Source organism: Hydrogenobacter sp. T-8, assembly GCF_011006175.1.
In the GTDB taxonomy this organism is placed as follows: Bacteria; Aquificota; Aquificia; order Aquificales; family Aquificaceae; genus Pampinifervens; species Pampinifervens florentissimum.
This window is the reverse complement of record NZ_CP048795.1, coordinates 722654-734695: the sequence shown is the minus strand read 5'-3', so window position 1 is coordinate 734695 and position 12042 is coordinate 722654. Positions and strand designations below refer to the sequence as shown.

The window sequence follows — 12042 nt, the reverse complement described above, 5'->3', positions numbered from 1 at the left end:
CTATGCAAGCTAACATATTGGTGGTAGATGACGAAAAGGGTATAAGAGAAACCCTAAGGAGTATACTTGAGGAAGAAGGCTACAGTGTATCCGTCGCAGACAGTATAAAGTCCATGAGGGAAAAGGTAGAGCGTTTTTACTTTCATTGTGTGCTTTTAGACCTTTGGCTTCCTGACGGTAATGGGCTTGAATACATTTCTTACCTGAAGGAAAAACTCCCAGGTTCTGCCATTATAGTCATAACAGGTCATGGCAAGACGGAGCATGCGGTTAGGTCAATAAAGGAAGGTGCATATGACTTTCTTGAAAAACCCTTTTCTATGGATAGGCTTTTGACAACGGTAGAAAAAGCCCTAAGGGAGACCATAAGGTCAAGAAAAGAAGAAGACCAAGACCCAATAATTGGCAAAAGCAGGCAGATACTACAGGTAAAGGAACTTGTCCACAAGGTGGCAAAGACCAACGCCAATGTCCTTATCGTAGGAGAAAGTGGCACGGGAAAGGAGCTTGTGGCAAGGAGAATACATATCCTTTCAGAGAGGTCAGAGGGACCCTTTATAGACATAAACTGTGCTGGGCTTCCCGATGACCTTGTGGAGGCAGAGCTTTTTGGCTACGAAAAGGGTGCCTTTACCTCCGCCAGTCAAAGAAAGCTCGGTAAAATTGAGCTGGCTCATGGTGGCACGCTCTTTTTGGATGAGGTTTCCGAGCTAAGTCCAAAGGCACAGGCAAAGCTCCTTAGAGTGCTTGAAACAAAAGAATTTACAAGACTTGGTGGGACGCAGGTAATTAGGTCAGACTTTAGGCTCATTTGTGCTACCAACAAAGACCTCCAAGAGGAGGTAAAAAAAGGCAACTTCCGGGAAGACCTCTACCACAGGATATCCACCTTCGTGGTTCAACTGCCACCTCTAAGAGAAAGGGGTGAGGATATTCTTCTGCTGGCGGAGCATTTTCTGAGTAAGTTCCTCAAAGATTATGGCAAGCCTCCCAAGTATTTGAGCGAGGGTGCCAAAAGGCTCTTGGAGACCTACCAGTGGAAGGGCAATGTGCGGGAGCTGAAAAACCTCATGGAGAGGCTTGTTATACTTCATGAGGGAACGCAGATATCAGAGAAGGACCTAAGAAACCTTTTGGGCTTTGACCATGAGCCAGAGGACATAGGCTCTCTGCTGGAGGAGACAGACCTCAGAAAGGCAAGGCAAGCCTTTGAAAAGCTTTTCATAGAGAGAAAGCTCAAGGAGTATGGCTACGACCTTAGAAAAACCGCAGAAGTCATAGGCATAGACCTTTCTAACCTTTACCGAAAAATAAGGCAATACGAGATAGAGGTTGGCATATAATTAATACATGGAAGTCTTTGATGCTTATACCTTTGATGACCTACTTTTAGTCCCCCAGTATTCTGAAGTTTTGCCCCACGAGGTGGATGTTTCCACTTGGCTCACAAAGAAGATAAGGCTCAACATACCCATCGTATCCGCTGCAATGGATACGGTAACAGAGTCTCGGCTTGCTATAGCACTTGCCAGAGAGGGTGGCATTGGCATAATACACAGAAACCTCTCCATAGAGGAGCAAGCCCAAGAGGTAGAAAAGGTCAAGAAGTCCGAAAGCGGTATGATACTCCAGCCCGTGACTGTAAAGCCAGATACTACCGTCAAGCAAGCTCTTGAGATAATGGAAAGATACAGGATATCAGGCGTGCCTGTTGTAAGCGACGGAGACAAGCTCGTGGGCATACTTACCAACAGAGACCTCAGGTTCATAAAGCCCACCGACTATGACAAGCCCGTTTCCCTCTTTATGACTTCTGAGAACCTCGTAGTGGCTCAGGAAAGGGTTACCCTTGAGGAGGCCACCGAGATACTTCAAAGGCACAAGGTGGAAAAGCTCCCTATAGTGGACAAGGAAGGTAGGCTCGTGGGTCTTATAACCATAAAGGATATAACCAAAAGGAAAAAGTATCCCAACGCTTGTAAGGATGAACTTGGAAGGCTCAGAGTAGGTGCTGCGGTTGGGACAGGTCCAGATACCATGGAAAGGGTTTCCTCCCTTGTCTCTGCGGGTGTGGATGTGATAGCTGTAGATACTGCGCACGGGCATTCAAAGAGGGTTATAGAAACTGTGGAAAAGATAAAGTCTCACTATCCAGACCTGCAGGTTATTGCGGGTAATGTGGCAACAAAGGAGGCAACCCTTGACCTCATAAAGGCTGGTGCGGATGCCATAAAGGTGGGCGTAGGTCCTGGGTCTATATGCACCACGCGTATAGTGGCAGGAGTAGGTGTTCCTCAGCTTACTGCCATAAGGTGGGCTTACGAAGTGGCAAGAGAATACGGTGTTCCCATAATAGCGGATGGGGGCATAAAGTATTCGGGGGATATTGTCAAAGCCTTAGCCATGGGTGCAAGCTCTGTGATGCTTGGAAACCTTTTGGCAGGCACGGAGGAATCTCCTGGAGAGACCGTCTACTATCAAGGTAGAGCTTATAAGGTATACAGAGGTATGGGTTCTTTGGGTGCTATGATGAGCAGAAGGAGTGCGGACAGATACGGACAGGAAAAACTTGAGAAGTTTGTCCCAGAGGGTATAGAGGGCAGAGTGCCATACAGAGGGAGGCTTAGCGATGTTATATACCAGCTTGTGGGGGGTCTTAGGTCTGGAATGGGTTATGTGGGTGCAAGGAACCTTGAGGAGCTCCGTCAAAAAGCGAAGTTTGTCCGTATAACGTGGGCTGGCTACAGAGAATCTCATGTGCACGATGTGCAGATAACAAAGGAAGCTCCCAACTACTGGGTGGAGTAGTTAGAGCACCAACATCCCATCTCCATAGCTGTAAAACCTATACCTTTCTCTTACCGCCTCTTTGTAAGCCTGAAGGATAAACTCTCTACCTCCAAAGGCACACACAAGGAAAAGGAGCGAAGACTTGGGAAGATGGAAGTTCGTAATTAGTGCGTCCACCACCTTAAAGCTATAGCCCGGGTATATATATAGGTCTGTCCAGCCTTCAAAGGGTTCAAAACCTGCTGTTTCCAAAGCTCTTACAACAGTTGTGCCAACCGCTACAACCTTGTTTCCTCTCTCTTTTGTTTCCTTTATTAGCCTAATTGTATCCTCTGAAACTTTAACATACTCAGGCTCAACCCTGTGTAGCTCCACCTCAGAAACCTTTACTGGCTTAAAAGTCCCATAGGATACATGAAGAGTTATAAAGGTTTTCTTGATGCCAAACTCCTCTAACCTCTGCAATAACTCCTCTGAAAAGTGAAGGCTTGCGGTAGGTGCTGCCACAGAGCCTTCCACTTGAGCGAACACTGTCTGGTAGTAGACCCTGTCTACGGGTTCTTCTTCTCTTTTGAGATAGGGTGGTATGGGAATTTTTCCATACTTATCAAGAGCTTTTATTGGGTCTTGTGCTAAAAGTTTTACTTTGAACTTTCCTCCCTCTACGTGTTCTAACACTTCTATTTGTAGGTCATCCCCTACATGGATTATAAGACCTTCCTTTATACCTTTGCCTCCTATTAGGGCATACCATTCTTCTTTGTTTACTTCTTTGTTTACAAAATCTGTTAGCAAGACTTCCACCTTGCCACCAGTGGGTTTTCTGCCATAAAGCCTTGCAGGCAAGACCTTGGAGTTGTTAAAAACTAAGAGGTCTCCCCTATTGAGGTATAAGGGTAAGTTCCAAAAAATGTCTTGCCTTATGCTTTTTTCTGCTCTGTTTAAAACCATAAGCCTTGCCTCGTGCCTTGGCTGGACAGGATACTTAGCTATTAGCTCTTCAGGAAGCTCATAGTCAAAATCTTCTACCTTCATTCCTTTGCAAGATACTTGAGAATAACAGGTGCAAGAAGCGTCGTAATAGCTACTACAAATATGACCACCGCATAGAGCGTATCGTCATAGAGACCACTTTGCCTTCCAAACTCCGCAAATATAAGCCCTACCTCACCCCTTGGAAGCATGGAAAAGCCTATTAGTAGTCTTTCTCTCAAAGAACCCCTCACAAAGAAGCCTGATATAACCTTTCCAAAGACCGCAACTCCTAACACCAAAAGGGAAAGAACCCAGAATTTGGCAGAGCTAAAGTCTATGGCTTTTAGATTTAGCTGAAGCCCGACATAAACAAAGAATATGGGTGTGAGAACCCAAACCAGTGGCATTATGGTATGTTCTACCTTGTGGGCGAGCCTTTCGTCCGTTCTAAGAAACACCGCAAAGGGTAATGCAAAGCGTCTTGAAAGGGCTAAACCTGCGGTAAAAGCTCCAAGTATCTCTGGAGAGCCGACCTCGTGAGCAAGGAAGGCAAAGAGGAATATGGTGGCAACCACCGTGGGTGGTATAAAGTCTTCTGTTTTTAGCTTTTTAGAGAGTATAGCTATTATCCTTGCCAGTATCTGGGCAAGTATGGGTGAGAAAACAAAGAAGGTAGCAATATACAAAACAAGCATAGTTATGGCATCAAAGTGAACCACACCTTCCTTTGAAAACTCAAAAAGACCTGCAAGCACCACAACACCAAAGATATCGTCAAGCACCGCAGCACCTAACACTATCTGTGCAAACCTCTCTTTCATCTTCCCAAGGTCGTCAAGCACTCTTACGGTTATTCCGATACTGGTGGCAGTCAAAGTCCCACCTATAAAAAGGGAAACGGTTAGTGGCAGGTTTAACACATAGTGGCTCAAAAGCGTTCCAAGAACCATCGGCGTAAAGGCACCCACAAAGGCAACTACGAAGGCTGATAAGCCAACTTTTTTGAGCTGGTTTATATCCGCCTCAAGCCCTATATGAAAAAGCAGAAGTATGACCCCTATCTCCGCAAGAAGCCTTATAACCTCACTGGGCTGGATAAGACCAAGGGCACTTTTGCCCAACAGAACACCTACCAATATCTCTCCAAGGACTGGTGGCAGTCCAAGCCTTCCAAAAGTGTCTCCTATCACCCTCGCCAGAAAGAGTATTATGGCAAGATAGAGGAAAATGGTGTGAAGGTCCATGGCTCATATATTATAACCCGTTGAACCAAAGCCTCCATCAGACCTACGGGTGGTGCTAAGTTCCTCCACCTCCTCCAACTCAACCCTTACCACTGGGCATATGACCATCTGTGCTATCCTGTCCCCTCTGTTTATTACAAAGTCTTCCTCGCCAAGGTTTATAAGAATTACCTTTATCTCCCCTCTGTAGTCCGCATCTATGGTGCCTGGGGTGTTTAGAAGGGTTATGCCGTGTTTTATGGCTAAACCGCTCCTAGGTCTTATTTGGGCTTCGTAGCCCGGTGGTATTTCAACCACAATGCCTGTGGGAATAAGTGCTCTCTGCATAGGCTTTAGGACTATGGGCTCGTAGACCGCAGAAAGCAAGTCCATACCAGAGGCATGCTCTGTGGCATAAAAGGGTAATGGTAGCCCTTCCGCATGAGGAAGCCTTTTGACCTTTATCTTCATAGCCTTCTCCAAGCCGGCGGTGGGATTTGAACCCACGACCTAGGCATTACGAGTGCCTCGCTCTGCCGCTGAGCTACGCCGGCTCCTTTATGCCCATATTGGTGAGCTTTGGTCTTCCTTGCTCGTCTACCTCAAGCACCTTCACCAAGAGCTCATCCCCTACGCTAAAGCGAGCCCTAACATCCTTAATATATCCTTCCATCTTACTCACGTGCAAGAGCCCCACCTTCCCGGGCAGTATCTCTACAAAAACGCCATAGGGTTCAACCCTTGTTATCTTGCCCTTGTAAACCTTGCCCACTTCCACCTCTGCCACAAGTCCCTGGATTATCCGCTTGACCTCCTCTATGGCTTCCTTTGAGTTGGAGGTCAAGGACACCCTTCCACCCTCATGCACCCATACGGACACACCCATCTTGTCTCTGAACTCTTTGACATTTCTCCCGCCTGGTCCTATTACCACCAAAGCCTTGTCTTCTGGTATGGTGATTATCTCTATCTTGGGCGCGTAGGGGGATACCTCTTTTCTCGGCTCTGGCATGGCTTCATACATCCTTTCCAGAATGTATAACCTTCCCTCCTTTGCCTGCTGGAGGGCTTCCTTCATTATCTCTTTCCTTAAACCTTTTATCTTTATGTCCATCTGCACGCTGGTTATACCATCTCTTGTGCCAGCTACTTTGAAGTCCATGTCTCCAAGCTGGTCTTCGTCTCCTAGTATGTCAGAGAGTATGACATAGGACTCGCCTTCCATTATAAGCCCCATGGCTATGCCTGCTACGTGCTTTTTGAGAGGCACTCCTGCATCAAAGAGAGCCAAAGAACCAGCACAAACAGTTGCCATGGAAGTAGAACCGTTGGACTCAAGGATGTTAGAGACTACCCTTATAATGTAGGGAAATTCTGTCTCTGGCGGGATAAGAGGTTCTATTGCCCTTTCCGCAAGAGCACCGTGTCCTATTTCTCTTCTTCTTGGTGGACCCCATGGCTTGGCTTCGCCGGTAGAAAAGGGTGGGAAGTTGTAGTGGAGCATAAACCTCTTGAAGGTTTCACCTTCGTATATGCTTTCCACCATCTGAGCTTCTTCTGGTGAGCCTAAGGTAGCTGTGGCAAAAGCCTGGGTTTGACCCCTTGTGAATATGGCACTGCCGTGAGGTCTCTCAAAGGGATGAACCTGTATGCTTATGGGTCTTATGTCCTTGGGTCCTCTTCCATCTATGCGTCTGCCCTCTTGGAGGACTTGTTTTCTCATCAGCCTGCTTATGAGCTTTTTGTAATTGTAGGAGAGCTTGAAATGTAAGTCTTCTGGGATCTGATAGCTTTCTATGAACTCCTTAAGTATGTCAGACTGGAAGGTTTTCCTTTCCCTTTTATCTGATATACCAAAGGACTGGATTATCTTTGGAGTGCAAAATTCTTCAAGTTGCTTTTGGATATCTTCGGGAAGCTCCATGCTTTCAAAAGAAACCTTTGGAACTCCAACCTTCTCCCTTAGCTCCTCCTGAGCTCTTATAAGGTCTTGTATGGCGGAAAGTCCAAAGTATAGAGCTTCTGCAAGGGTATCCTCGTCCACCTCCTTTGCCCCACCTTCCACCATAACTATAGCGTCCTTGCTCCCAGCCATAACTATCTCAAGGTCTGCCTTCTGTCTTTCCTCATAGGTGGGGTTTGCGGAAAACTTGCCATCTACCCTGCAAACCCTCACTCCTGCTATGGGACCCTCAAAGGGTATGCGTGATATATGGAGCGCAGCCGAGGCTCCGGTTATGGCAAGCACATCAGGGTCGTATTTGTCATCCGCAGAGAGGGTAAGGGCTGTGATTATAACATCGTGGAAAAAGCCTTCGGGTAGCATTGGTCTTATAGGTCTGTCTATTACCCTCGAGACCAGCACCTCTCTGTCTGTGGGCTTGCCCTCCCGCTTTACAAAACCTCCTGGAATTTTACCCCAAGCGGAGGACTGCTCTCTGTAGTCTACCGACAGAGGGACAAAGTCTATGCCCTGAACTGGCTCTTCGGACATAACCGCAGTCACCAGCACTGCGGTCTCACCCTGACGGACAACTACCGCACCGTCCGCCAATTTGGCATAAAGTCCCGTTTCTATAGAAATTTCAGACTCTCCCAGCTTTGCCACTACTCTTTCCATCATCTTACCTTCAACCCAAGCCTTTCTACCACCTCTAAATACTTCTTGTAGTCCCTCTCCTTGAGGTATTCAAGATGCCTTCTTCTTGCGTGTATGAGGGCTATAAGCCCCCTCCTTGAGTGCACATCCTTTTTGTGCTTTTTAAGGTGCTCGGTGAGCTTGTTTATGCGTTCCGTTAATATGGCTATCTGCACCTCTGGGGAACCCGTGTCTTTGTCATGCCTCTGGAAACTTCTTATAAGCTCCTCCTTTAACGCCTTTGGTAATGCCATCTTTTTTCCTCCTGGGTTTCTTCAAAAGATATTATTATATCTCAACCACCACCGTATTCGCTCTGGTCTATTTCCATAAGAAATTCTTCAACCATGTCCTTTATGAGCTTTGCGGTCTCTTCAACCGGGGTATCAAAGTAATACTCAAAAAGCTCTATTTTTCTCTCATGGGAATGTTGCTCGTCTGTGTAGTATCTCAGGAGGAGGTAGGGAACTTTAAGGCTTTTGTCAAAGTTTGGGTTTTCGGGAGTTATAAGTTCATACTCTACATCAAGACCGCTCAGGCTTTCCTCAAGGACTTTCCTTAATTCTTCAATCTTTGCACTGTAAATTTTCCAGTCTTTCATGGTTAAATATTTTACAATGGAAGGGGTATCCATAGAGGATAAAATCCTAAACCTTATTAAGAATAGCAAAAAGCCTCTTAGCTTTGAGGAAATACTCAATAGGCTTGGGCTTGACCAGAAGGGGAGAAAAAGTCTAAAAAAGGCTCTTAAGTCTCTTAGGAAGTCTGGTAAGGTTCTTTTACAGAAGGGTAAGTATTCCTATGTGGAGGAAGAGATAGTAAGCGGAAAGGTGATACCCTACCCTGCGGGCTTTGGCTTTTTGCAGATAGGAGAAGGCAAAAAGGACATATACATACCTCCCTTTGAGATGGTGAGGCTCTTCGGGGGTGATGTGGTAAAGGCGAAGGTTGTGGAATATAAGGGTAAAAAGGAGATAAGGGTTCTCAGAGTCCTAAAGAGGGCGAAAAAGGAAATAGTTTGTAAGCTCCTTAAAAGAAAAAAGTTCTGTCTTGGTATACCTGTGGACGAAAACCAGCATCAAACCATACTTCTTGAAGGAGACAAGTGTCAAGACCTAAAGGATGGCACTCTTGTGGTTGTGGAGATAAAGAAGTTTCCTACAAGAGAAAATCCTGCGGTAGGTAGAATAAAGGAGGTGCTCGGTCATCCTGAGGATAAAAACCTCGTTATAGAGGTGCTTATAAGAAAGTATAACTTGCCTACCTCATATCCTCAAGAGGTTTTGAAGGAAGTAGGGGCTATCCAAGTGGACCTTAACAAAGAGCTAAGAAATAGAAAAGACTTAAGAGACCAGCTGTGTTTTACCATAGACCCAGAGAGGGCAAAGGACTTTGACGACGCAGTGGCCATAGAGAAAACTCCCGAGGGATATAGGCTTTGGGTTCACATTGCGGATGTTTCCTACTTTGTTAAAGAGGGTTCTGCAACAGATAAGGAGGCTTTCAAGAGAGGTTTTACCTTCTACCTGCCTGACAGGGCGTTGCATATGCTTCCAGAAAGGCTTGCAGGAGACCTTTGTAGCCTTAGACCCAACGAAGACAGGCTTGCCTTTACCTGTGAGATGCACTTTGATGAGAGGGGAAGGCTTTTAGAATACCACATATACGAAAGCGTCATAAGGAGCAAGGCGAGGCTTACCTATAACGAATCCCTCAGGCTCATAGTGGGTGATCCAGCTCTCGAAAGCAAGTATCCACAGCTTGTGGAGCCTCTCAGGCTCATGGAAAACCTCTACAGGATACTCTCAAGGGTAAGATGGGAGAAGGGAAGCATAGACTTTGACTTGCCAGAGGCGGAGCTTGTGGTGGACGAATTTGGCGAGCCTGTTGCCCTTATGCCCTATGAGAGACATGTAGCTCATAGGATAATAGAGCAGTTCATGGTCTCTGCAAACGAAACGGTAGCCATGCACCTTGAAAGTATGGGATATCCATGCCTTTACAGGGTTCATGAAAAGCCAGACCCCCAAAAGGTGGAAAACCTTCTTGAAATTCTTGCGGGGCTTGGCTACAAGGTTAAAAAGCCCTCCCTCAGCCCAAAGTTCTTCCAGAAGATAATAGAGGACTTTGAAGGAAGACCAGAGGAAAACCTGGTGAGGTTTTTGACCCTCAGAAGCATGAAAAGGGCTCATTACTCTCCTCACAACTTAGGGCATTTTGGTCTTGCATCAGAGCATTACGCTCACTTTACCTCACCTATAAGGAGATACCCTGACCTGATAGTCCATAGACTTCTTAAAAAGGCTCTAAGAGGTCAGGATATAAACTACGAAAAGACCCTTGAATATCTTGAAATGGCAGGCATGCACCTTTCACAACAGGAAAGGCTTGCGGAGGAAGTGGAAAGGGAAGCCATAGACAGGTTAAAGGCACGCTTTATGAAGGCTCATATTGGTGAGGAGTTTGAGGGAATAATAACTGGCGTTGTTTCCTTTGGTGTTTTTGTAGAAATTCAGGAATATCTTGTGGAGGGCTTTGTAAACATAAGCACTCTCAAAGAGGACCAGTATGTATACGATGAGCCTGCCTACAGGCTTGTGGGCGTGAGCAGTGGCAAAGTCTACAGGTTGGGCGATAGGGTAAGGGTCAAGGTGGTGGGCGTGGACGAAGACAGAGCAAGGCTTGAGCTTGTCTTAGTTTAGAGAACTTCTAACTTTGCCCTCAAGGCTCCTGCGGCTTTAATGGCTTGCAGGACTGATATTATCTCTCTCGGTGTGGCTCCTATCCTATTAAGGGACTCCACAAGCTGTGAGACACTTGCACCCCTTAGCTCCACAAGCCTTGCCTCCTTTTCCTGAACCTTTAACTCTGTTCTTGGGACTGTTCTTGTCTCACCCGGTGAAAGGGGAGGTGGTTGAACCACCTCTGGGGCTTCCTTGATGGTGACCGTAAGGCTACCCACGGCCACCGAGACTGGGTTTATAGTAACATCACCACCCAGAAGAACTGTTCCAGTCCTGCTGTCCACAACAACCCTTGCCACAGATGGCACATCAATCCTTATGTCTTCCACCTTGGCAAGAAAATCAACGGGGTTCATCTCCTTTGGAATCCTAAGCCTTACAGTGCTTGCATCCACAGCCTGAGCAACCTGCACACCAAACTCTGTGTTTATCCTGTCCTGTATGAGCTTTGCCAAGGAAAAACTTGGACTGTCCAGATAAAGACTTAACTCTTCCCACGTTCCTTGTAGGGGCAGTTCCCTTTCCACCACTGCACCGTTTGGTATCCTACCAACCGTGGGTGTGTTCTTCACTTGCTGAGCCCCTCTACCCCTCGCCTCGTAACCCCCTACTATAACCTGCCCTTGAGCAAGGGCGTAGACTTCGCCATCTGGACCTCGTAGGGGTGTTAACAAAAGTGTTCCTCCCTCAAGGCTTTTTGCATCACCTATGGAGGAAACCTCCACGTCTATGGACATCCCTGGCTTTGCGTAGGGTGGGAGCTTGGCTGTAACCATCACCGCCGCTACATTTTTTGTGGTCATCCTCCTTGGGTCTACCACTATACCCATCCTATTTAGCATATTGGCTATGCTCTTCACCGTAAAGAGGGTGCTTTTTCCATCGCCTGTACCCCTAAGCCCTACCACGAGACCGTAGCCTACAAGGTAGTTGCTCCTATTTCCTTCTATAGTTGCCACATCTCCTATGCGTGTGGCAAAGCTAAAAGAAAAGAAAAGTATCAGAAAGGCAAAACCTTTGCTAATATTCTTGCAAACCATCCTGGGCTACCTCCATCTGCCAGAAAACCCTTTCCATCTATGAAAACCTCAAGGTTGGCTATTTTATCGCTGGAGACGGTGTTGGTGCTGTCTATGTCTTCTGGTCTTACTACACCCCTCAGAACCACCTCCCTTTGGGCGTTGTTCATTATTATATTTTTCTTAGCTTCTATAAGCATGGTGTTGTTGGGATAAACCTTCATTACCCTACCCGCAAGCCTTGTGGTCAAGACACCTGTTTGTTGGACTTTACCAGACCCCTTTGTGTTTACATTTCCAGAGCCGCGACCACCTATATCTGCAAGGGTGTTTTGTGAGATACCAAAAAAGGAACTAATACCTTGCTGAAAGGCTGATGACCTTTGAGTTTGATTTGAAACGCTTTCCACAGCGTTTATGCTTTCCACTACCTGAAGGAATATAACATCACCCACTTTGCTTGCCCTTCTTTCTGAGTAGAGGTCTTGGTAGCCGTTTTTTGGCATAATGCTTCCTCTTGAGGCATACTCAAGTTTTTCTTCACCAGCAGGATATGGATTTTTCCTCTCATATTCTTCCAGAGTGCTTAGCTTTGGTCCGCAAGAAAAGACTAAAAACCAAATTGTTAAAATCCAAAACCTCCCCATGTTTAA

11 protein-coding genes and 1 tRNA gene are annotated in these 12042 nt (G+C 46.4%); 3 read left to right on the top strand and 9 right to left on the bottom strand.

The genetic code is table 11. The annotated features are described in order from the left end of the window. The first annotated feature begins 2 nt into the window (after positions 1–2). Both G3M65_RS04290 and guaB read left to right on the top strand, forming a co-directional pair. Positions 3–1343 carry a sigma-54-dependent transcriptional regulator gene (locus tag G3M65_RS04290; protein ID WP_173833361.1) on the top strand — a complete coding sequence of 447 codons (1341 nt, stop codon included), beginning with the start codon at positions 3–5 and terminating at the stop codon, positions 1341–1343. A gap of 7 nt (positions 1344–1350) precedes the next feature. Next, the gene (gene guaB / locus G3M65_RS04285; protein ID WP_173833360.1) at positions 1351–2808 is read left to right on the top strand and encodes an IMP dehydrogenase; all 1458 of its coding nucleotides are present in this window, start codon (positions 1351–1353) and stop codon (positions 2806–2808) included. On the opposite strand, the gene queA is transcribed toward guaB, so the two are convergent. The 7 genes from queA to G3M65_RS04250 form a co-directional block, all read right to left on the bottom strand. Next, positions 2809–3825, bottom strand: coding sequence for a tRNA preQ1(34) S-adenosylmethionine ribosyltransferase-isomerase QueA (queA, locus tag G3M65_RS04280; protein ID WP_173833359.1), 1017 nt, complete (start codon positions 3823–3825; stop codon positions 2809–2811). It lies immediately after the preceding gene. After that, complete coding sequence (locus G3M65_RS04275) at positions 3822–5009, bottom strand: cation:proton antiporter (protein ID WP_173833358.1); 1188 nt, start codon at positions 5007–5009, stop codon at positions 3822–3824. Before G3M65_RS04275 ends, queA begins: the two co-directional genes overlap by 4 nt. 3 nt (positions 5010–5012) lie before the next feature. After that, positions 5013–5459 (bottom strand): dUTP diphosphatase, encoded by a 447-nt coding sequence (gene dut, locus G3M65_RS04270; protein WP_173833357.1) that lies wholly within the window; start codon positions 5457–5459, stop codon positions 5013–5015. An 11-nt stretch (positions 5460–5470) separates the two neighbouring features. Further along, positions 5471–5542, bottom strand: a tRNA-Thr gene (locus tag G3M65_RS04265). Then, positions 5533–7611 (bottom strand): polyribonucleotide nucleotidyltransferase, encoded by a 2079-nt coding sequence (locus G3M65_RS04260; protein WP_438616892.1) that lies wholly within the window; start codon positions 7609–7611, stop codon positions 5533–5535. Before G3M65_RS04260 ends, G3M65_RS04265 begins: the two co-directional genes overlap by 10 nt. After that, positions 7608–7880 (bottom strand): 30S ribosomal protein S15, encoded by a 273-nt coding sequence (gene rpsO / locus G3M65_RS04255; protein WP_173833355.1) that lies wholly within the window; start codon positions 7878–7880, stop codon positions 7608–7610. Before rpsO ends, G3M65_RS04260 begins: the two co-directional genes overlap by 4 nt. A 41-nt stretch (positions 7881–7921) precedes the next feature. After that, positions 7922–8227, bottom strand: coding sequence for a dephospho-CoA kinase (locus G3M65_RS04250; protein ID WP_173833354.1), 306 nt, complete (start codon positions 8225–8227; stop codon positions 7922–7924). Here G3M65_RS04250 and rnr point away from each other — a divergent pair. Beyond that, positions 8226–10328, top strand: coding sequence for a ribonuclease R (gene rnr, locus G3M65_RS04245; RefSeq protein ID WP_254426311.1), 2103 nt, complete (start codon positions 8226–8228; stop codon positions 10326–10328). The genes G3M65_RS04250 and rnr overlap by 2 nt on opposite strands. Here rnr and G3M65_RS04240 read toward each other — a convergent pair. Together G3M65_RS04240 and G3M65_RS04235 are read right to left on the bottom strand one after the other, a co-directional pair. Continuing rightward, positions 10325–11410, bottom strand: a complete 1086-nt coding sequence (locus G3M65_RS04240; protein ID WP_173833353.1) for a flagellar basal body P-ring protein FlgI — start codon at positions 11408–11410, stop codon at positions 10325–10327. The genes rnr and G3M65_RS04240 overlap by 4 nt on opposite strands. Beyond that, complete coding sequence (locus G3M65_RS04235; RefSeq protein WP_173833352.1) at positions 11371–12036, bottom strand: flagellar basal body L-ring protein FlgH; 666 nt, start codon at positions 12034–12036, stop codon at positions 11371–11373. The genes G3M65_RS04240 and G3M65_RS04235 overlap by 40 nt, the downstream gene beginning before the upstream one ends. Positions 12037–12042 lie beyond the last annotated feature (6 nt).

Bases quoted from the DNA above. Each gene is read 5' to 3' on its own strand.
- guaB (WP_173833360.1), top strand. From the start codon at position 1,351: ATGGAAGTCTTTGATGCTTATACCTTTGATGACCTACTTTTAGTCCCC.
- G3M65_RS04250 (WP_173833354.1), bottom strand. From the start codon at position 8,227: ATGAAAGACTGGAAAATTTACAGTGCAAAGATTGAAGAATTAAGGAAA.
- G3M65_RS04275 (WP_173833358.1), bottom strand. From the start codon at position 5,009: ATGGACCTTCACACCATTTTCCTCTATCTTGCCATAATACTCTTTCTG.
- G3M65_RS04290 (WP_173833361.1), top strand. From the start codon at position 3: ATGCAAGCTAACATATTGGTGGTAGATGACGAAAAGGGTATAAGAGAA.
- rpsO (WP_173833355.1), bottom strand. From the start codon at position 7,880: ATGGCATTACCAAAGGCGTTAAAGGAGGAGCTTATAAGAAGTTTCCAG.
- G3M65_RS04235 (WP_173833352.1), bottom strand. From the start codon at position 12,036: ATGGGGAGGTTTTGGATTTTAACAATTTGGTTTTTAGTCTTTTCTTGC.
- rnr (WP_254426311.1), top strand. From the start codon at position 8,226: ATGGTTAAATATTTTACAATGGAAGGGGTATCCATAGAGGATAAAATC.
- G3M65_RS04240 (WP_173833353.1), bottom strand. From the start codon at position 11,410: ATGGTTTGCAAGAATATTAGCAAAGGTTTTGCCTTTCTGATACTTTTC.
- queA (WP_173833359.1), bottom strand. From the start codon at position 3,825: ATGAAGGTAGAAGATTTTGACTATGAGCTTCCTGAAGAGCTAATAGCT.
- dut (WP_173833357.1), bottom strand. From the start codon at position 5,459: ATGAAGATAAAGGTCAAAAGGCTTCCTCATGCGGAAGGGCTACCATTA.
- G3M65_RS04260 (WP_438616892.1), bottom strand. From the start codon at position 7,611: ATGATGGAAAGAGTAGTGGCAAAGCTGGGAGAGTCTGAAATTTCTATA.